At 62.4% G+C, this 21278-nt stretch carries 15 protein-coding genes; 9 read left to right on the top strand and 6 right to left on the bottom strand.

Annotated features, from left to right (window positions below):
- Positions 1 to 86: 86 nt before the first annotated feature.
- The 3 genes from ACZRMO_RS27510 (at position 87) to ACZRMO_RS27500 (ending at position 4562) form a co-directional block, all read left to right on the top strand.
- Entirely contained in the window at positions 87 to 2540 is a 2454-nt protein-coding gene (locus ACZRMO_RS27510) for a TonB-dependent receptor plug domain-containing protein (protein WP_463974942.1), read from the top strand.
- Positions 2541 to 2549: 9 nt separating this feature from the next.
- On the top strand, positions 2550 to 4067 hold the full coding sequence (locus ACZRMO_RS27505; protein ID WP_463974941.1) for an FAD-dependent oxidoreductase: 1518 nt from the start codon (positions 2550 to 2552) through the stop codon (positions 4065 to 4067).
- A 132-nt stretch (positions 4068 to 4199) separates the two neighbouring features.
- A complete protein-coding gene (locus tag ACZRMO_RS27500; protein ID WP_463974940.1) occupies positions 4200 to 4562 on the top strand; it encodes a 4Fe-4S dicluster domain-containing protein in 363 nt (120 codons plus the stop codon).
- A 271-nt stretch (positions 4563 to 4833) separates the two neighbouring features.
- Here ACZRMO_RS27500 and ACZRMO_RS27495 read toward each other — a convergent pair whose 3' ends face one another.
- Positions 4834 to 5241: a hypothetical protein gene (locus ACZRMO_RS27495; RefSeq protein ID WP_463974939.1), complete on the bottom strand. Its 408-nt coding sequence runs from the start codon at positions 5239 to 5241 to the stop codon at positions 4834 to 4836.
- 15 nt (positions 5242 to 5256) lie between these two features.
- Positions 5257 to 9501 (bottom strand): RHS repeat-associated core domain-containing protein, encoded by a 4245-nt coding sequence (locus ACZRMO_RS27490; RefSeq protein ID WP_463974938.1) that lies wholly within the window; start codon positions 9499 to 9501, stop codon positions 5257 to 5259.
- Positions 9502 to 9786: 285 nt separating this feature from the next.
- Here ACZRMO_RS27490 and ACZRMO_RS27485 point away from each other — a divergent pair, with 285 nt between their 5' ends.
- The 6 genes from ACZRMO_RS27485 (at position 9787) to ACZRMO_RS27460 (ending at position 17417) form a co-directional block, all read left to right on the top strand.
- Positions 9787 to 10761: an ABC transporter substrate-binding protein gene (locus ACZRMO_RS27485; protein ID WP_463974937.1), complete on the top strand. Its 975-nt coding sequence runs from the start codon at positions 9787 to 9789 to the stop codon at positions 10759 to 10761.
- A gap of 11 nt (positions 10762 to 10772) precedes the next feature.
- A complete protein-coding gene (locus ACZRMO_RS27480) occupies positions 10773 to 12122 on the top strand; it encodes an LLM class flavin-dependent oxidoreductase (protein ID WP_463974936.1) in 1350 nt (449 codons plus the stop codon).
- Positions 12119 to 12802: a peroxiredoxin-like family protein gene (locus ACZRMO_RS27475; protein WP_463974935.1), complete on the top strand. Its 684-nt coding sequence runs from the start codon at positions 12119 to 12121 to the stop codon at positions 12800 to 12802. Before ACZRMO_RS27480 ends, ACZRMO_RS27475 begins: the two co-directional genes overlap by 4 nt.
- A gap of 124 nt (positions 12803 to 12926) precedes the next feature.
- Complete coding sequence (locus ACZRMO_RS27470) at positions 12927 to 14096, top strand: acyl-CoA dehydrogenase family protein (RefSeq protein ID WP_463974934.1); 1170 nt, start codon at positions 12927 to 12929, stop codon at positions 14094 to 14096.
- Positions 14093 to 15037 (top strand): D-isomer specific 2-hydroxyacid dehydrogenase family protein, encoded by a 945-nt coding sequence (locus ACZRMO_RS27465; RefSeq protein WP_463974933.1) that lies wholly within the window; start codon positions 14093 to 14095, stop codon positions 15035 to 15037. Before ACZRMO_RS27470 ends, ACZRMO_RS27465 begins: the two co-directional genes overlap by 4 nt.
- 259 nt (positions 15038 to 15296) lie before the next feature.
- Positions 15297 to 17417: a TonB-dependent receptor gene (locus tag ACZRMO_RS27460; protein ID WP_463974932.1), complete on the top strand. Its 2121-nt coding sequence runs from the start codon at positions 15297 to 15299 to the stop codon at positions 17415 to 17417.
- Between the two features lie 5 nt (positions 17418 to 17422).
- Here ACZRMO_RS27460 and ACZRMO_RS27455 read toward each other — a convergent pair whose 3' ends face one another.
- Genes ACZRMO_RS27455 through ACZRMO_RS27440 form a run of 4 tightly spaced genes read right to left on the bottom strand, consistent with a single transcriptional unit; the run spans position 17423 to position 21247 of the window.
- Positions 17423 to 18187 (bottom strand): energy transducer TonB, encoded by a 765-nt coding sequence (locus ACZRMO_RS27455; protein ID WP_463974931.1) that lies wholly within the window; start codon positions 18185 to 18187, stop codon positions 17423 to 17425.
- On the bottom strand, positions 18184 to 18630 hold the full coding sequence (gene tolR / locus ACZRMO_RS27450; protein WP_463974930.1) for a protein TolR: 447 nt from the start codon (positions 18628 to 18630) through the stop codon (positions 18184 to 18186). Before tolR ends, ACZRMO_RS27455 begins: the two co-directional genes overlap by 4 nt.
- Positions 18631 to 18645: 15 nt before the next feature.
- Positions 18646 to 19338 (bottom strand): protein TolQ, encoded by a 693-nt coding sequence (gene tolQ, locus ACZRMO_RS27445; RefSeq protein ID WP_207046891.1) that lies wholly within the window; start codon positions 19336 to 19338, stop codon positions 18646 to 18648.
- 46 nt (positions 19339 to 19384) lie between these two features.
- Positions 19385 to 21247 carry a phytase gene (locus ACZRMO_RS27440; RefSeq protein ID WP_463974929.1) on the bottom strand — a complete coding sequence of 621 codons (1863 nt, stop codon included), beginning with the start codon at positions 21245 to 21247 and terminating at the stop codon, positions 19385 to 19387.
- Between the last annotated feature and the right edge of the window lie 31 nt (positions 21248 to 21278).

Here is a 21278-nt window from a genome sequence, read left to right as displayed (position 1 = left end):
ACCGCCTTCGCGAGCAAGCCCGCTCCCACACAAGCCCACTTCCACAGGGGATTTGCGGTGCTTTCTCGTCTTCTGGAATCAGCCCCATGCCTGCATCCCGCTTTCACTACTGCGCAGCCGCCCTCAGCCTGCTCGCCATCCACACACCGGCCCAGGCCGAAGCCCCCGACAAAACCCTCGGCACCGTGGTCGTCACCGGCAACCGTGGCAACCAGGCGCGCACCATCGCCGACAGCCCCTCGCCCATCGACGTGATCAGCGCCGAACAACTGCAAGCCAGCGGCAAGGTCGGCCTCAAGGAACTGCTGGCGCGCCTGCTGCCGTCCTTCAACCTGCCGGCGATCAACGGCGGCGGCACCTCATGGTCGGTGCGCGGGGTGACCATGCGTGGTCTCTCGGGCGACCAGGTGCTGGTGCTGGTCAACGGCAAGCGCCGCCACAACACGGCGCTGATCAACAACCTCGCGCGCATCGGCACGGCGGCGGTGCCGGTCAACCTGGACTTGATCCCGGTTTCGGCCATCGACCATATCGAAGTGCTGCGTGACGGCGCCTCCGCGCAATATGGCTCGGATGCAATTGCCGGGGTGATCAATATCATCCTCAAGGAAAACGACAGCGGCGGCAGCGCCGAAACCTCCTTCGGCCGCTACGGCGCGGGCGACGGCGACACCGTGCACCAGACCGTCAACTACGGCCTGCCGCTGCCCAACGACGGCTTCGCCAACCTGGCGCTGGACGTCAAGGAACAAGAGCCGTTCAACCGCACCGGCAGCGCCACCGGCCGGCTCTATGGCACCGCCGCCAACCCCGACAGCCGCGACCAGACCGCCAACCGCCACGGCTGGAACCCCAGCTACGGCCTGGGCCGCGAGAAGGTCACCAACGCCAGCTACAACCTCGAACTGCCGTTGCAGGACGACCTCAAGTTCTACTCGTTTTCCACCGCCAGCTACATGGAAACCACCAAGGTCACCGGCAACTATCGCCCCAACGAAATCACCGCGCTCGCCGGCGACCCGAACACGCCCTACCCCGACGGCATCCACGCGCAACGGCGCAACCGCACCAAGGATTTTCAGGTCGCCGGTGGCTTCAAGGGCCTGGTCGGCGGCTGGGACTACGACATCAGCTCCACCTGGGGCGAAGACGATTCCACCCTGAACGCCAACAACACGCTGAACCCGTCCTGGGGCCCGACCAGCCCGACCTCGTTCAACCTGGCCTCGCAGATCTTCGACCAGTGGACCAACAACCTCGACCTCAGCCGCACCTTCGACATCGGCCTCAGCCACCCCCTGCAAACCGCGTTCGGCTTTGAATACCGCTGGGAGAAATACCAGATCGAAGCCGGCGACTACGCGTCCTATACGCCCGGCAACTACGTGCTACCCAGCGGCCCGTTCGCCGGGCAAACGCCGCTGCCGGGGCTGGCCTCCTACAACGGCACCAGCACGGCGGATGCCGGCGAGATCAGCCGCAGCAACGTCGCCAGCTATGTTGACCTGGGCCTGGACGTGACCGACCGCTGGTACGTCGGCGCCGCCGCCCGCTACGAGCGCTACACCCAGGACATCGGCAGCACCTGGAGCGGCAAATTGTCGACGCGCTTCAAGCTCACGCCGGAGTTCGCCCTGCGCGGCACGATCAACAATGGCTTTCGTGCGCCGTCGCTGGCGCAGACGATCTATGCCTCTTCCACCTTCACCTCCGGTGGCGTGGTCAATGGCCAACAGGTCTCGGTGCCGGTCAAGGTGCTGCCGGTGGACACGCCTGAAGCGCAAGCGTTGGGCGCGGAAAAACTCAAGCCGGAAAAGTCCCTGAATTACAGCTTTGGTTTCACTTACGAGCCCACGCAGAACTACCGCCTGACCACCGACCTGTACCAGATCGGCATCCGCGACCGCATCGTCTCCACCAGCCTGCTCGGCGGCCCAGCGGTGTCCCAGGTGCTGGTCGCCAACGGCCTGTCGCCGGGCCTGTACGCGCAGTACTACACCAACGCCGTCGACACCCGCACCCGGGGCGTCGACATCATCAACGAGTACCGCCAGCAGCTCGATCAGTACGGCCAAGTGCGCTGGAGCCTGGCCTATAACTGGAACCAGACCAAGATCGAAAAACTCCAGGACACCCCGCCCGCACTCGCTGGCCTGGGCTCCAACTATCAGATCTTCGACCGGCGCCTGCAAAAAGACCTGACCGTTGCCACGCCGCAATCCAAGCTGATCCTGGCGGCCAACTGGAAAGTCAGCGCCTACACCCTGAACCTGGCCCTGACCCGCTTCGGCAGCTACACCGAAGGCGACAACAATCCGATCAACGACCGCAAATTCAGCGCCAAGTGGATCAGCGACGTGGACGCTGCCTACGACATCAACAAACACTTCACCGTGGCCCTGGGCGCCAACAACCTGTTCAACGTGTACCCGGACAAAAAAGGCATCAAGGACTGGGCCGGAGGCTATGAATACGGGCAGTTCTCGCCGTTCGGCTTTGGCGGTGCGTATTACTACACACGCCTGGCGTACAACTTCTGAGGCCCCGACATGACTGAATTGAGCTGCGATGTATTGATCGTCGGCGGCGGCCTGGCGGGCACCTGGGCCGCCATTTCGGCGGCACGCGAAGGGGTCAGGGTGATCTTGGTGGACAAGGGTTACTGCGGCACCAGCGGCGTCACCGCCACCGCCGGCCCCGGCCACTGGTGGGTGCCGCCCGGCGCACGCGAAGCCGCCATCGACAAGCGCCTGGGCACGGCTTATGGCCTGGCCGATGCGCGCTGGATGGCCCGCGCCATCGACACCACCTGGACCAGCCTGCCGGGCCTTGGCGACTACTACGCCTTCCCGCAAAACGAACACGGCGAAACCCAATACCGTGGCCTGCGCGGCCCGGAATACCTGCGCGGCCTGCGCCGCCGCGTGCTCGACAGCGGCGTGACGATCCTCGACCACCACCCCGCCCTGGAACTGCTGCGCGACGACCACGGCCGCGTGGCTGGTGCCCGTGGCTGGCGGCGCCAGGCCGGTGGCGACTGGTTGATCCGCGCCGGTGCGGTGGTGTTGGCCACCGGCGGTTGCGCATTCCTCTCGCGCCTGCTGGGCAACCACACCAACACCGGCGACGGCTACCTGATGGCCGCCGAAGCCGGCGCCGAACTGTCAGGCATGGAGTTCTCCAACTACTACTGCATCGCCGCGGCGGGCAGCAGCATGACCCGTTCGATGGTGTACAGCTTTGGCGACTACTTCGACGCGGCGGATCGGCCCTTGGATATCAGTGGCGGCCCGACGTTTACCGAGGACTTGGCCAGGGCGCTGCTCAACGGCCCGGTGTATTGCCGCTTGAACCGGGTGCCCGCGGACATTCGTGTGCAACTGCCGAGCATCCAGCCCAACCTGATGCTGCCGTTTGATCGGCGCGGGCTGGATCCGTATCGCCAGCGGTTTGCGGTGACCCTGCATCCCGAAGGCACCATTCGCGGCGTGGGTGGTTTGCGCCTGCTCGACGATGACTGCCAGACCAGCGTGCCCGGCGTCTTCGCCGCCGGTGATGCGGCCAGCCGTGAGCCGATTGCCGGCGCCACATCGGGTGGCGGCGCGCAGAACTCGGCGTGGGCGTTGTCCACCGGGCAATGGGCCGGACGTGGCGCGGCACGGTTGGCGCGGCTGACGCCGGCGTATCACGGCGCACTGCGCGGGTTCGATGGCGCTGCGGGGGGCGGTGCAGAACTGATCCAACGTATCCAGGCTGAAGTCCATCCACTGGACAAAAACCTGTTCCGCAGCGGCGAGCAGTTGGACCGCTCGCTACGCGAACTCGACAACATCTGGGATCAGGTGCGCAGCGCACAGTCTGGCACCAACCCCCTGCGCGCCCGCGAAACCGCCGCCATGGCCGCCACCGCACGCTGGTGCTACACCGCCGCTGCGTTGCGCAAGGAGAGCCGCGGCATGCACCAGCGCAGCGATACGCCGCAGCAAAGCGCGCGGTATGACGCGCATTTGCGCGTGTCCGGTGTGGACCTAGTACAGGCGCGCTTCGACCCCATTTCCCCAGGCTGATGACACCCCTTGTGGCGAGGGAGCTTGCTCCCGCTGGAGTGCGCAGCGCTCCCAAAAAGCCGGCTCCAGCTGCGCTGTCGAGCGGGAGCAAGCTCCCTCGCCACAGGTAATTCATACACAAGAGGTACCGACATGATTGAACTGATCTACTCCGACCTGTGCAACGGCTGCGGCCAATGCATCACCGTGTGCCCCACCAACGTGCTGGCCTCTGACGTGCAGGGCAAACCCGTGATCGCCGAGCAACTGGCCTGCCAGACCTGCTTCATGTGCGAACTGTATTGCAGCAGTGACGCGCTCTACGTCGACCCGGACGCCGAACACCTGCGTCATCCCGACCCAGTGGCAGTGCGTGAGGCCGGGTTACTCGGGCAATACCGCCGCGACTCGGGGTGGGATGAATGGGCGGATGATCCCAGGCATCAGAATGAGCATTGGCGTATGGATGGGATTTTTGCGTTGGCGCGGGGGGTGGGCGGCACCCTGAAAGTATGACGCCGGCCTCAAACACGTTGATCGATATAGGGCGATTGAAAAACTTCAAAATTCAACCGGCTTTTCTCTCGAGGAAAGCAAGGATCCGCATTAATGTCTGATATCAGACGAATTTACGCAGAAGGTTCAGGTTTGGGCTCATTGGAAAGCTTGTGCTTATTATTTTGGAAGAATGCGCTCCACACTAACCGATCCGGTGGCGATTGCGATCAGACCAAAGGGTCATTTCCAATGGGGCAAATGCTGCGAGATTCCTGCCCAATCGCTTAGTTCAGGTAGTCCATTCGTTTTCGGCGCACCATTGCTGCACATCTGCAATCAGTTGCGTTGAAAACGGTTGAAAATCAGGAATTTTTTTCTCGTACTTTTTGACGCTCTCTGCAAAAAAACTGACAAAAGCGCCGCCGATTAATTTTCGTTGAGCAGTTTTGTCTTTTTTCAGTGGAACGAAATCTTCTTCGTCCAAGGCGATATCCAGACCAAGCATTTTGTCTTTGCCGTAGTAGCGGCAAATATTCTTGCGCTCAAGCTTCTTGGGCACGCATCTCACGCAGACGGCCACCTCTAAATCAAGGTTGGGGTATTTATTTTCGAGAGTTTCACTGAGGTCACTTAGCTCGTCAGTGATCTCAAAGACGTTTGTCCAGCTCGGGGAGTCCGATGTGGTATCGACTCGCATAATGAAATCCTTATATCAGTGCCTGCATTTATTGCCTGGTGGCAACTTTCCTCGACGCTTGAAATATTTTCCGATTTTTAGACCTTCCCATATCCGCATGCTGCCCTTCGTAGGGGCTGCCATAATGCGCTGGTAGGCCAAATTCTTAACCTTAAGCCACCTCTGTGTATAACGCCGGTGCGGATTGACAGTTTCGCCGACTTTCCACACTTCACCTTTTTTTAAATAGACTTGGCCTATCGGCTGCTTGTGGCCCCACTTCATTTCATCGTAAAAGCCATCCTTCTTCGCAATCAGGTAATAAAGCTCGGGGGCAAGCCCCAATGGATCAATCCACGATATTGGGTTGGGGCCATACTGGAAAAAGTTGAATCCGCCATCAAAACCAATCGGATCCGGCGTCGTAAACCGCCCCACATCCGGGTCATAAAACCTGAACGTATTGAAGTGCAGCCCCGTCTCCCGGTCCAGATACTGTCCCTGGAACCGCAGATTCTGTTCTTCAATATAGTCAGGCTCGCGCACCTCTTCCAGCGTGCTGCCCCACACCCGATATGTCGCGCGCCAGACGTTGTGCCCATCGGTTTCAGTCAACTGCTCCGGCAAGCCGTTGAGGTCGTTGTGGTAGTAGCGAATTTTCTGTTGCGGACCGATGCCATCGACGCGCGCCAACGGCTCGTGGCCTTCGTCTACGTAGACGTAAAGGCTGGTCTGGCTGTGTTTATGCTCCTGCAACAGGCGCAGGCCGTCCCAGGTGAAGCGGATTTCGCCCAGTAGGCGACCGCCACTGTCCCGCTCGGTTTTGGCAATGCGCCGGCCCAGCGGGTCGTAGATCATGCGCACTACGCTGCCATTGTGGCTTTGCACTTCAATCAGGCGGTGTTCGGCGTCGTAGGTGAAGCGTTGCAGGCCACGCAGGGCACTGCTTTTTTCGAGCAGGCGACCGAAGCCGTCGTAGCGGTAGCGCTTGTCCTGGTAGGTCAGTAGCTTGTTGTGCCTCACTAAGCCGGCACTCGATTGTGCCCCGTCCAACAGGTTGGCGGCAGCATCGTAGGCGAAGGTTTCCAGCTGGCCTTGGGCATTGTCCTGGGTGGCAATGATCCGCCCGGTTGCGTCGTAATGCAGCAGTCGGCGTTGACCGCCTTCCATGCGACCGATCAAGTTGTCAGCGGGGTCGTATTCGAAAGTCTTTTGTTGCGCGGGCGGCAACTGTCGGGGCTGGCCTGTAGGGCTGCGTTTGCGCGAGCGCAACCGGCCGCAACGGTCGTATTCGCTGCGGGTGGTGATCTGGCCTTGGGTGCGCAGGACTTCGCGGTGCAGGCGGTCGCGTTCGAAGTCGCTGATGATCTGGCCGTCGAGGTTGATCTGGTGCAGGTGGCCGCTGCCGTAATACAGGTGGTTGAGCCAGCGGCCGTCGGGCAGTTGCGTCTGGCTCAGGTTGCCGAGTTCGTCGTAGCGATGGTGCAGCTTGCCGGTTGCACTCTGCTCGCACGTCAGTTGGCCGAGTGCGTCATAGGCAAAACCCAGTGCTTGGGCATTTCCTTGCCGGTCGTTGGTGGTGACGGCGATGAGTTGGTCGGTTAGATCGTAGGCGTATTCGGTTCGGCCATCGTCAGTCTCCTTGACCAACAGGCGGCCGACGGCGTCGCGTTCCAGGCGATGGACGATGGAAGAGGCCTCATCCAAAGGGAGGTATTCGACTGCGATCAGGTTACCCAGCGCGTCATAGGCGTAACGTCGAGCACTGCCATCCAGGTCTTGCTGTTGTGTAAGGCGGTCGCCCTGGTCCCAGGCAAAGCGATAGTGTTCGCCGTTTTCGTTGGTCAGGGTTTGCAGTCGGCCGTAGGCATCGTGTCGATATTCGATCGGGCGGCCATGGGCATCAATGCGCCGCACTAGCTGCCCGCGCCGGTCGTATTGGTAGCGGGTGGTATGGCCCGCCGCATCGGTGTAGGCGGTCAACTGGCCGCTGGTGTTGCGCAGGTAATGTTCGATGTAACCGTAGGGCCGTTCGATTTGCAGCAATCGGCCGTGGCTGTCGTGTTGATAGCGCTGCCGCTCACCGGCTGCATCGATAAGGGTTTGTAAATGACCTCGACGGTCGTACTCGAATCTTGTGGCATAACCCGAACAATCGACTTGCTCGATCAACTGCCCGGTTTCATTCCAACGCGGGGTTTTGCGCTTGCCCGTGGCGTCGGTGATTTCGACGACCTGACCAAAACCATCATGACGATAGCGCGTGACGTGTCCCAGCGGGTCGGTTTCGCTGACGCAATTGCCGCGTTGATCGTATCGATACTGCCAGCTGTGGCCGGCTGCATCGGATTCAACCAATGGCAGCGACCAGTGTTCCAGCCACACCGTCGATTCAATACGGCCCATCGGATCTTGCGTGCTGCACAGGTTGCCGGCTGCGTCGTAGCCGAACCGCCACTGCCCACCCAGAGGATCGGTAGCACTCAGCAACTGGCGCTCATCATTCCAACCGAACTGCCAGGTGTGCCCCAGGTTATCGGTGTATTCGGTGATCTGGTACTGCACATTCCATTGGCGGGTGCTGACCCGTTGCAAGCCATCGGTAATCCGCGTGATCCCGGCAATCAGGTCGTAATTGAACCTGTAGTCGTCACCCTCGTCGGTCCAGTGCCGTACCACGCGCCATTCGCGGTCGTCCACACAGCCCCATTGGTAGAAGCAGCGCAGGCCGGTAGGCAGTTGGTGTTCGACCAAGCGCTGGGCGTTGTCATAGCCGAAACGGCGCTGAACATGCCCATCGGCATCGCGCACTGCTGCGAGATCGCCGCGCATATCGTAGGTATAGCTGGAGAGCGTTTCGCGATGGTGATCCGGGTACAGGCGCTCAATCTGCTCGACCCGCCCGGGCCAATGCTGGCTGTAGCCCAGCTCGACTCGCACATCGCCAAAGATATCGCGCAACTGGCTCAGACGGCCCTGCACGTCATAGTCGAGGAAGACGCGGTTGTCATTGCGATCCCCCAACTGGCTCAAGCGCAAATGCGCAGGGTTGCCCGGTGCGGGTTCGAACAGCCGATACAACCCATCGACACTTTCAATCAGCAGTTGGCCACTGACATGGCGCCGCACGCTCAACCCTTCGCCGGCGCTGAACACCGCACCGCCCAGCGGGATTACGCCCATATCGATCCGGCGAGCCTGTTCATCGGTGTAGATCAGCCGTTCGCCACCGTCGGGATGTAGGCCTATCTCGACGAAAACCTCATAGGCCACACTCCAACCGGCGCCGAACAGACCGTTACGGCGCTCATCCCGGCTGCTGTAGTAGCGCTGCCACTCGACCGGCAGCCGGCCAGGCAATGCGAAATCCAGATCGTCATCACCGTCGAGGATCTTCGCACCGGTGGCGCTGTGCACCGGGTTGGGCGAGCCGCGCACTGCTGACGCGAGCGCATTGCTCACCTGCCCTGTGCCCCACGACACCAACCCACCCACCGCCATACAGGGCAGCGTGCTGAAGAACTTCGCCCCACCGCCCCGCAACGCCAACAACGCCGTGACCGCCAGCCCTACACCCGGCGTCTTGCCGCTGTGAATCTCACGCACCACCACCGGCGCGCCGCCGATGACCACGTTGGGCGAAATCTGTACCTTGCCCACCGTGGCTTCGCAGGTACTTCTATCTCCGCTACGCACGGCGGGCTGGCCGTTGATGAAGACCTTGCTGGAACCTTCGGCAAGGTACTGCTCAGGCATTGGCGGGTGCTTATTACAATCGACCGTATCGGCAGCACAAGGCACAGCGCCCGTCACCGGTGCAGCGACCGTAGGGCGCCAGAGCTGAGAGAAAAAACCTGCGGCGATATCCAGATAAGTCGGTTCACCGCCCGCTTCTGCCACGGCGGCGGCGACTGTTCCGGCCGCCCGCGCCGCAGGTTGGCCGTTGATAAAAACATCCGGCGAACCGCTGCTGATGAATGCATCGATCACGGGTGGGAAGAGTGCGCTGGCAAAAGACTCACATAAGCGTGAAAGGCTTTTGTCGGCACCGGTTGCGCCCATGCCGAGCCCGACCACCACACCCACCACGGCCCCCAGCACAACGCAGCCAAGGCCGCCTGTCGCCACGGTGATGCCGGTTGCAGCCACAACGGCCGCCGTGGCCAGCGCGGTCACGGCCACCGTCGCCGCGATCTCCAGCACGCCGCCCAACACGTCCGCCAGCATCGAGCTGTGCAACAGCGCATCGCCCTCGCGGGCGGCCCACAGCGTATCCGTCATGCGCAACAGTCCCTGTCCGAAAAGACCGGGATCAAATCACGCAGATACGCTGATGCTCAGGTGACGCTTTCTGAGCGACACGTAGGAAAGCTCTTAAAACCCTCAGCACCAAATGCAATTAAAGAATAATCAGTCGCGCAATAATCAATATTTTTAATAATTAACATATAACCAAAAAGAACTTCACAGAGCGTTCTTATAGGAATAACGTCAACCCACTCACCGACCCCTTCTCCAGGCGGAGGTAGCCGAACCCTTTCTTGATCTGCCTGGAGCCTGCATCCCATGGTCTTTACCACCCCCTTCAAACGCCTGCTCCTGGGCACTGCCCTCGCCCTCGGCCTGATCGGCACCGCCCACGCCGCCGACCTGCAACCGCTGCGGGTGGCCAATCAGAAATCGACAATCAAGGCGCTGCTGGAAGTCTCCGGCGAAACCAAGAATGTACCCTACGAAATCCAGTGGTCGGAATTCCCCTCGGCCTCGCCCTTGGGCGAAGCGTTGAATGCCGGTGCCGTGGATATCGGCGCCCTCGGCGATGCGCCCTACGTCTTCGCCCTGGGCGCCGGCGCCTCGCTCAAGGTGGTCAGCATCATCCACGCCGAAGGGCGCAATACCACGGCGCTGCTGGTGAACAAAGACTCGCCGATCAAGACCGTGGCGGACCTGAAGGGCAAGAAGATCGTCACCGGGCGCGGCTCCATCGGCCATTACCTGGCGATCAAGGCTCTGGCCACCGCTGGCCTGACGACCAAGGATGTGCAGTTCATTTTCCTGCTGCCAAGCGAATCGCGCCTGGTGCTGGACAACGGCACCGCCGACGCCTGGGCCACCTGGGACCCGTACACCACCGTGGTGACCTCCCAAAGCAAGGCTCGCGTGCTGATCAGCGGTAACCAGTTGTTGAGCAACCACCTGTACCTCGCCGCCACCAGCCAAGCCATCGCCGACAAACGCCCGCAGCTGGATGACTTTGTCGCGCGCCTGGACCGTGCCTACGCCTGGGCCAACGTGCACCCCAATGAATACGCCGCCGCGCAAGCCAAGATCACCGGCCTGCCGCTGGCAGTGCATGTGGAAGTGGCCAAGGACACACGCCTGACGCCGGTTGCCATTGACGACAGCGTGATCAGCGGCCTGCAAGCCACCGCCGACATCTACCAACAAGAAGGCCTGCTGACCAAGCACATCGATGTGTCGCAGGGTTTCGACAAGAGCTTTAACGCCAAGCGTGCCCCCCTCAATCAAGCCTCGCGCTAAAGGAGCAGAACATGAGCAAGCCACGTCAATTGAAACTCGGTGCCATGGTTCACGGTGTCGGTCACGGCTGGGGCGAATGGCGCCACCCGAACGCCCAACCGAACGCCAGCACCAATTTCGGTTTCTACAAACAGCAGACTGAACTGGCCGAAGCCGCCAAGTTCGACTTCGTGTTCATCGCCGACAGCCTGCATATCCACGCCAAATCCAGCCCGCACTACCTCAACCGCTTCGAGCCGCTGACCATCCTCTCGGCACTTGCCGCGATCACCACGAATATCGGCCTGGTGGCCACCGTGACCGTCAGCTACACCGAGCCCTACCAGGTGGCGCGCCAGTTCTCGTCCCTGGACCATATCAGCGGCGGCCGCGCCGGCTGGAACGTGGTCACCTCGTGGCTGAGTGGCACCGCCGACAATTTCGGCAAAGCCGAACACCCGCCGCACGCGGTGCGCTACCGCATCGCCAAGGAACACGTGAACGCGGTCCAGGGTCTGTGGGATTCCTGGGAAGACGACGCCTTTGCCTACGACAAACAGAGCGGCGAGTTTTTCACCCCGAGCAAGCTGCACGCGCTGAATCATAAGGGCGAGTTTTTCTCGGTCAAAGGTCCGTTGAACATCGCCCGTTCACGCCAGGGCCAGCCGGTGATTTTCCAGGCGGGCACCTCTGAAGATGGGCGCAACTTTGCCGCCGAAAACTCCGATGCGATCTTTGTACATGTGGAGAGCATCGAGGAAGGCCTGGCGTATTCCCAGGACCTGAAACGCCGCGCCAAGGGTTTTGGCCGTGACCCCGACAGCCTGTCGATCCTGCCGGGCATCCGCCCGATTGTCGGCCGCGATGCCGCCGAAGTGGAAAGCCGCTATCAGCAAGCCGTGGACCTGGTGACCGTCGAAGACGCCATCGTCGCCCTCGGCCGCCCGTTCAACGATCATGACTTCAGTAAATACCCGCTGGACGCGCCGTTCCCGGACCTCGGCGACCTCGGCTCCAACAGCCAGAAAGGCGGTTCCGACCGGATCAAGCAACTGGCCAAGGACGAAGGCCTGACCCTGCGCGAAGTGGCCTTGCGTTTCTCACGACCCAAACGTGACTTCGTCGGCACCCCGGAGCAAGTCGCCGACGCGATCCAGACCTGGTTCGAAACCGGCGCCAGCGATGGTTTTATCGTCAACTCGGTGTTGCCGGACGGCCTGCAATACTTCACCGAACTGGTGGTGCCGGTGCTGCAACAGCGCGGCCTGTTCCGCAGTGAATACAGCGGCCACACCCTGCGCGACAACCTTGGCCTCGATGTGCCGGCCAACCGTTACAGCGTCACCGCCGAGGTAGAAGAACAGCAGGAGGCGCTGGCATGAGCGAATCCCTCAACCGCCAGTTGGCCGACCTGCACGCCGAACGTGTAGCGACCTGGGCAGCGGAGTCGTTGCAGGTCAATATCGACCAGCGCCAACGCCTGCTGGATGAGGCCAGACCGGACGACTACGTGCAGATCGGCGACGAGCTGGACCCGTTTACCCTGCTCAACGTCGAAGGCGGCGAACTCAACCGCGAGCTGCTGCTGGCCGACGGCCCGGCGGTGCTGGTGTTCTTCCGCTTTGCCGGCTGCCCGGCGTGCAACATCGCCCTGCCCTATTACGAGCGCCAGCTCTACCCACGCCTGCGTGAACTTGGCGTGCCGTTGGTGGCCGTGAGTCCGCAAGTGCCTGAGCGCCTGGTGGAGATCAAGACCCGCCACAACCTGCAATTGCTGGTGGCCAGCGACCAGGACAACAACCTGGGTCGGCGCCTGGGGATTCTCTACAGCTTTGACGAGGCGTCGCGCAACGCCGCGTTGGCCAAGGGCAACAGCATTGGCGAGACCACCGGCACCGGCACGTGGGAGTTGCCGCAGCCGACGGTGGTGGTGATTGCCAAGGACGGCACGGTGGCGTTTGTGCAGGTGAGCCCGGATTGGTTGGTGCGCACGGAGGCTGAGCCGGTGTTGCGAGTCGTGGAGCGCTTGCTCGCCGAGCAGCCCGTACGCCTAGCCATCTGACCCACCCCAATCCCTGTGGGAGCTGGCTTGCCTGCGATGGCGGTGTATCAGTTGACACATTTCTCACTGATACACCGCCATCGCAGGCAAGCCAGCTCCCACATTTTTGACCGAGTACATTCCTATGACCCAACCGTCTCTACGCTCCGTGGAAGTCGCCAACTTCGAAGCCTTGCTCGAACGTCTCAGCGCCGAACTGGCCAGCTCCGCGCACCTCTACGATGAAAGCGGCACCTTCCCCCACGCCAACTTCAAACTGCTCCACGACCACGGCCTCGTCGCCCTCACCGTACCCAAATCCCTCGGCGGCGGCGGTGCCAGCCTGCCCCAGGCGCGCAAGGCGATCAGTGCGATTGCCAAGGGCGAACCCTCCACCGCGCTGATTCTGGTGATGCAGTACCTGCAACACACGCGCCTGCAAGACAGCAAAACCTGGCCCGCGCACCTGCGCACCCGCGTCGCCGAGGACGCCGTGCGCAACGGTGCATTGATCAACGCCCTGCGCGTCGAACCCGACCTCGGCACCCCGGCCCGGGGCGGCCTGCCGGCGACCACCGCCGTGCGCACCGCCGAAGGCTGGCGCATCAGCGGGCGCAAGATCTACTCCACCGGCAGCCACGGTCTGACGTGGTTCAGCGTGTGGGGCCGCAGCGACGACGCCGACCCGTTGGTGGGCGCCTGGCTGGTGCCCAAGGACAGCCCCGGCATCACCATCATCGACACCTGGGACCACCTCGGCATGCGCGCCACGTGCAGCCATGAGGTAGTGCTCGACAACGTGCTGGTGCCGCTGGACCACGCCGTCAGCGTCAGCCCGTGGAGCGCGCCGTCGCCGGAGCTGGATGGCGAGGGTTTCCTGTGGATGTCGGTGTTGCTGTCCTCGGTGTACGACGCCGTGGCCCACGCCGCGCGGGACTGGCTGGCGAACTGGCTGGAAGAACGCGCGCCGTCCAACCTCGGCGCCGCGCTGGCGACCTTGCCGCGCTTCCAGGAGACCGTCGGCCATATCGACACCCTGTTGTTTGCCAACCGCAGCCTGCTGGACGCCGCCGCCGAAGGCCACACCCCGGCCGCCAACGCCGCGCAGTTGAAGTACCTGGTGACCAATAACGCGATCCGCGCCGTCGAGCTGGCCATCGAAGCCTCAGGCAACCCTGGCCTGTCGCGCCTCAACCCATTGCAACGGCATTACCGTGACGTGCTGTGCAGCCGCGTACACACCCCGCAGAACGACGCCGTGTTGCAAGGCGTCGGCAAAGCCGTCTTCGCCCAACGCCAAAAGGAACGCACATGAGTCAGGTGATTATCGCCAGCCAGCTGGACGAAGATTTCAATGAAGTGATTCGCGAACGCCTCAAAGCGATCCACCCCGAAGCCCAGGTAATCGGCGTGCCGGTCGGCGTCCCCAGCGACCTGCCAGCCCAGGCCAATATCCTCCTGCTGCGCCCGATCAACGTGCGCGGCTACACCGCCCCGGATACGCCACCACCGGGCTGGCCGTACGGCGCGCAATGGGTGCACCTGGTGTCGTCGGGCATCGATTTCTACCCGCAGTGGCTATTCAATGGGCCGCCGGTGACCACCTCACGCGGCAGCGCGGCCGACAACCTTGCCGAGTTCGCTCTGGCGGCAATCTTTGCCGCGTCCAAGCATTTGCCGGATATCTGGGTGAAGGACTCGCAGTGGAATTTCACCCCACTGCGCCCGCTCAAGGGCACCACATTGGGCATCCTCGGCTTCGGCGCGATTGGCGAGAGCCTGGCGCAGAAGGCTTTGGCGCTGGGCATCAAGGTTGTGGCGCAGCGCCATAGCTCGGCGCCGTTCAGTGCGGGCGTAGAAGCCGCCAAGGATATCCACGACCTGTTCGCCCGCGCTGACCACCTGGTGGTGGCCGCGCCGTTGACCGAGGCAACGCGCAACCTGATCAACCGCGACGTGTTGGGCAGTGCCAAGCAGGGGCTGCATTTGATCAACATTGCGCGCGGTGGCTTGCTGGACCAGGAGGCGCTGCTCGAGGCCCTGGATAACGGCCAGGTTGGGCTGGCCTCGCTGGATGTGACGGAGCCGGAGCCGTTGCCGGATGGGCATCCGTTGTATACGCACCCGCGGGTGCGGTTGTCGCCGCATACGTCGGCGATTTCGACGAATAGCCGTAATGAGATTGCGGATGCGTTCTTGGCGAACCTACAGCGGTATATCTCCGGCAATGAACTGGTCAACCTGGCCAACGCTTGACGCAATTCAAAAATGTGGGAGCAACTGTCTTGATCGTTCCCACGCTCTGCGTGGGAATGCATCCCTGGACGCTCTGCGTCCGTTCTTGAAGGCGTGACGCAGAGCGTCACCGGCGGCATTCCCACGCAGAGCGTGGGAACGATCAACATATAACAAAACGGACTTTTACGAACGCCTTTCATATCCATATTGTTACCCCCAGCACCGACCCCTGACCAGGTGGAGGCCTTGCCAACCACCACTCTCTCAGGGGTCCACCATGAGCCATATCGCCGCGCCCAACCGCCTCACCCTCGCCGTCTCGCTCGCCTTGTTCAGCGCCTACGCCCACGCCGATGACGCGGCGCTGCCGGTGGTGAATGTCACCGCTGAGCACCGCAGCGAAGACCTGCAAAAAACCCCGCTGGCGATTTCCGCCTTCGATGAAAAGACCCTCGAAGACAAACAGATCCGCAGCGTACGCGACCTCTCCGGGCAGGTGCCGAACCTGACCCTCAGCCGCCAGTCGATCTCCTACAGCGCCCAGACCTACGGCATTCGCGGTATCGGCGAAACCGACCCGATCCAGGAAGCGGCCGTGGCGGTGTATGCCGACGACCTGTACATCCCCCGGGCGATTTCCTCGATGCTGGATTTCAACGACGTCGAACGCGTCGAAGTGCTGCGCGGCCCCCAGGGCACGCTGTACGGGCGCAACAGCAGCGCCGGCGCAATTCGCGTCATCACCCGTGATCCGAACCAGGAAACCCGAGGCTTCGTCGAGCTCGGCGCGGGCAATTACAACGCGCAGAACGGACGCTTCCTGATCAGCGGCCCGCTGGTGGACAACGCCCTGTTTGGCAGTTTCTCGGCGATTCGCCTGACCCGCGACGGCACCGTGTCCAACCCGACACGCGGCAAGGACGTGAACAACGTGGATATCCAGTCCTATCGCGGCAAGCTGCGCTACAAGCCCGAGGATTCACCGTGGGATGTGCAACTGACCCTGGCCGGTACTTTTGATCGCGGCGATACCACCAGTTATTCGCCGTTCGATGCCAACGGCCATTTCGACAAGTTCAAGAGCTACAGCAGCCTCGATCCGAAAAACCGCCTCGACCAAGGTTCCTCGGTGCTGCGGGCGATCTACGCGATCAACGATCACCTGAACGTCAAGTCGGTCACCGCCTGGTCGTCGTTCAACCAGCCGGTGGATTATGACAACTCCGGCCAGGCCGCACTGATTCAGAACAACCTGATCCTCTACAAGCAGAACTACGCCACCCAGGAGTTCCAGCTCAACGGCGACTACGACGATTTCAGCTTCAGCACCGGCCTGTACCTGTACCGCGAACGCTTCGACGCCGACCGCGACAACCTCACCTACTCCATCGCGCGCAACCGCGTGATCGGCCAAGGCCAATACAGCACCACCAACACCGAAAGCTATGCGCTGTACGGCCAGGGTACCTACAAGATCACGCCGCAACTGTCGCTGATCGCCGGCCTGCGCTATACCCGCGAGCACAAGAATTTCGAGTTCACCAACTACGCGATCAACACCGACCGGCAGATCACCGGCACCAACTTTGCCGCCGAGTCGAGCAAGTCCTGGCAGTCCACCAGCCCGAAGATCGGTTTCGAATACGCCTGGACCCCACACCTGAACCAGTACGCCTACGTGGCCAAGGGCTTCAAGGCCGGCGGCTACGACAACCGCGCCCCCACCCGCGCCGCCGCCGAGCAGGCGTTTTCGCCAGAGGACGTGACCACCTGGGAAACCGGCTTCAAGGGCGACTTCTTCGACCAGCGCCTGCGCGCCAACGTCGCGCTGTTCTACAACGACTACAAGGACCTGCAAACCAACGCCTACGACCCGGCGCTGGGCGTGAGCCTGCGCACCAACGTCGGCCAGGCCCACACCTATGGCGTGGAGCTGGAAACCCTCACCGCCCTGAGCCGCGACTTGCAGTTGACCGCCAACCTCGGCTACCTGCAAAGCCAGTACGACGACTTCCAGAACGCCAGCGGTGCGGGAGTGGATGCCAATGGCAAGCAGCTGGTGTTCTCGCCGCGCTGGAACGCCAGCGTCGGTCTGAACTACACCATCCCGGCCGGATTGCCCGGCACTTGGCTGGCCGGCACCGACGCGCAGTTCCAGACCAAGTCCTATGCCAATGCGCTGAACGACGATATCCAGGAAGTGCCGCAGCAAACCTTCTGGAATGCCAACACCCGCTACATCAGCGGCGACGGCCACTGGACCACCACCCTGGCGGTGAAAAACCTGCTGGATCGCGCCTATCCGCAGTCGGTGGGCTACGTGCCGTCCAGCGGCGCGCGTTACTACTCGGTCAACGACCCGCGCACCCTGTTGCTGTCGGTGCGCTACGACCTTTGAGCGGTTTATTTGATGCGGTAGTGGAAGGTATTGCGCACCGCCGGTACGGCGACGGCCTTGCCTTCAACGATGCGTGGCTGGTAGCGGAAGGTGTTGGCGGCGGCCAGTGACGGGCGCATGAACAGCGGGTGACAACCGTCCAGTACCTTGGGGTTTTCCACACGGCCCTGAGTATTGACGGTGTACTCCACCGAGCAATCGCCCTCGATGTTCTTGTCCAGGGCGCGCTCGGGATAGTCCGGCGCTTCCTTGCTCAAGGGTCGGTATTGGCGGCTGTCAAACGCCGGGGCCGGCGCAGGCGCAGCCGGGCGTGCGCGTTCGGCGGCCAGGCGTTCCTGGCTCAACCGTTGCTGTTCCAGTTCACGGTTGCGCTGTTCGGTGGCCAGGCGTTCCTGTTGCTGCTCGACTTTCTTCTCCTCGACGCGTTTGCGCGCCAGGGCGGCTTTCTCCAGTTTTTGCGCCTGGATCTGCGGATCGACCACGGGTTTGGGTGGCACCGGCACGACGACCGGCTCCGGTGGTGGCGGTGCTGCGACGGCCACCGGTTCCGGCACTGGCGCGGGTGCTGGCGGCAGCATGACCAATTGGGTGTGCATTACCCGTGGCGCCTCCACCACGGGTTTTTCCGTCGACCAGCCCAGCATCAGCGCGGCCAACACACCGACGTGCAACGCCACCGCGAGGCTGGCGGCGAAGCTGTTGCGCCAAAATCCGGCGGTATCCCTTGGCGCGATCGAAAACTGTGGACTGTGCATGATCATCGCCGTCATTGCGGGGCCTCGGTCACCAGCCCCAGGTTGCTGACACCACCCTTCTGCAACACCGCCATGGCCGCCACCACGCGACCGTAGCCGGCGTTGTCGTCGGCGCGGATAAACACCTGGGTGTCACTGCGCGCCGCCACCACCTGCATGACCTTGGCGCCCATTTCCTCCAGGGTCACGGCGCTGTCGGTCTGGTGCTGGGTGTCGAGTTCGCCGCCGAGGTTCCAGTAGTAACCGCCGCCGGCTTGCACCGACAGCGTGAGGATCTGCTGGCGTGTATCGGTGGCCAACGCCTCGGCGGCGACCTTGGGCAGTTCGATCTTCAGGCCCTGGGTCAGCATCGGCGCGGTGACCATAAAGATCACCAGCAGCACCAGCATCACGTCGATATAGGGCACCACGTTCATCTCGGCCTTGGGCCCGTGCTTGCGTTGCGGCCTGGTTAACATGGGAGCTTTCCTTATTCAGGCGGCCACGGCCAGGTTGATCGGCGTGCCGCGCAAGGTGCGGTGCAGGCGCACTTGCAGCTCATTGCCGAAGGCGTAATAGCGGGTGAGCAAGGTCTGGCCACGGGCGGCAAAACGGTTGTAGGCGATCACTGCCGGAATCGCCGCAAACAAGCCAATGGCGGTGGCGATCAACGCCTCGGCAATGCCCGGTGCAACGGTGGACAGCGTGGCCTGCTGCACCTGGGACAAACCGATAAAGGAATTCATGATGCCCCACACAGTACCGAACAAACCGATATAGGGGCTGACCGAACCCACGGTGGCGAGGAATTGCAGGCCCTTTTCCAGTTCGATTTCCTGCTCGGTAATCGCCACCTGCAAGGCGCGCTCGACGCCTTCCAGCACAGCCGGATCATGGCTGTGCAAGTGCTGATATTCCTGCACCCCGGCGATAAAGATCGGCGCAATGCCGCCCTCGCCCGCCTGCACGGTGTCGCGGTACAGCGGCTGCAAGTCGGGTGCCGCACGGAAGCGCTGCACAAAGCCGTTCAATTGGCGCTCCAGGCGGCGCAGCACCGCGCCGCGCTGGATGATCAAGTACCAGCTGAGCAAGGACGCCAGCAGCAGCGTGACCATCACTGCCTTGACCAATAGGCTGGCGTCGCTGATCAACCCCCAGATCGTCATATGTTCCATCGTCGCGTGCATGGTGAACTCCTATTCGAATAAAAAGTGATGACCGGGTGATGACGGGTCAGGGCAATTTCAGCGTGCGGGTCACTTCGGCCCAGGGCACAAACTTGAAGTTCTGGGTCTGCTCGGGCATGCGCTTGCGCCCGTCCTGCACCACCAGCATGCCCTGGCTCCACGGCCCGCCGAGGTTGATCGCGGTGACTTCCAGGCCATCGGTTTCCGAGGCGCCGTCAATACCGGCAGCCGCGTTAAGGCCAACGCGGAACGCGCCGTGGGTGGCGAACGGCGGCTCGGCATCCACCACCAGATAGCTGTCATTGCCTTGGCTGGAGATCACCAGGAAATCGCGTTTTTCGCTCTGGTACAGCGCCAGGCCCTCGACGTCTGCATGCAACTGCGGCCCCACCTTGATCACGCTGGTGAGCTTGGCCGGCTGATCGGCACGCGCATCCACGGCCCACACGCCGACGTCTTCTTCACCGATAAACAAGCGTTGGCGCTGATCATCGGCGACGCAGCCTTCGGGTTGGCTATCAACCTTGAACTGGCGCACCAGCTCGCCCTGCACGCGACCATCTGGCGCACTCAAGCGGTATTGCAGGAAGGTGCCGTCCTTGTCGTTGGCGATGGCATAAATCTCACCGCTGGCGGGCTGGAACAGGCAAATGCCATAGATCGCCTTGAGCGGCGTCGGCACTTCACCGGCTTCGCGCAGCTCGCCGGTGTGACGGTCGATGCTGAACAGGCTCAGGCTGTTGTGATCGCGGTTACTGGCGACCGCGAGATCAACGATTTGCGTACCCAGCTTGAAATTCGGGCGCACGTCGACGTTGTTCAGGCGCCCGACCGCCAGCTCCTGCAACAGCTTGCCGTCGAGGTCGTAGGCCAGCAGGCCCTGCTTTTTGTTGGTGCCGAGGACGCGGCTTTTGGCCGGTTGCTCGGGGTGAATCCAGATCGCCGGATCGTCCGCCGCATCGCCCTGGCGGCCGACGGGATCGGTCTGGCGCACGGCGGCGACTTCCGGGATCACCGCATCGACCGGCACCGGCTTGGCTTGCCAGTTGAGCGTGCCCTGATAGAGTTTACCGCTGTCGTCATCACGCACCAGCAGTTGCTGGCCGTTGACGGAGAGCTGCTCCGGCTCCTTGAGGCCCGGCAGGCTCAGGCTCGCTTGCTCGACCCAACGCTCACCGGTTTGCTGGAACAGATGCAGTTGCGCCGTCTTCGGATCAAGCGCCACCACACCACCCGGCACCAGCGCCATGGCCCCGGCTTCGCGCTTGGGCGTGTCGAACACCGCCACCGGCGTGCGTTTCACATCGGCTTCCGGGTGCGCCGGGTAGGCCCACCAGCCAACGTTTTCTTCGTTGACCACCAAACGATTGGCCGCGTCATCCACCTGGCAGAACTGCGCCGATGGCGGCAACGGCAGACCGCGTACGCGCTGGGGTTCGCTCAACAACGTGGCGCCATTGCCCACCAGCCACTGTTCACCTTTGCCTTCTTCACCCACCAGGAACACAAACAGGTTGGCCGCCGAATCGCGGTACAGGCACAGGCCGTTCACGGCGTAGTCGCGTGTCGGCAGGTAGAGCGGTTTGCCGAAGGTCTTGGCGGTGGCGTCGAGGCTGATCAACAGCGCTTGTTGGCGATCGTTGTCGAGGCTGGCCACCAGGGTCTGGGTGCCGGATACGCGGGTGTCGAGGCTGCTGAAATTGCCGTTGAAGCGCGCCAGTTCGACGCCCTTGGCATCGAGCAGTTGCAGACCGTCGCGGGTGCTGGCGGCGAGGCGTGCGTTGGTGTTCAAGATCGCCACGGCCTCTGCGTTGAGGCTTGGAGCCCAAGGAGTCAGGGCCAAATCGGCGGCAAATGCATGGCCGCTGGTTGCAAGAACCATCAGCAGGTACAGCTTGGAAATTCTCATGTACAAACAAATCCTTCAAAAACGATGGAGA

This window comes from Pseudomonas sp. B611 (assembly GCF_055407965.1).
This window is presented reverse-complemented; position numbering and strand designations above follow the sequence as displayed.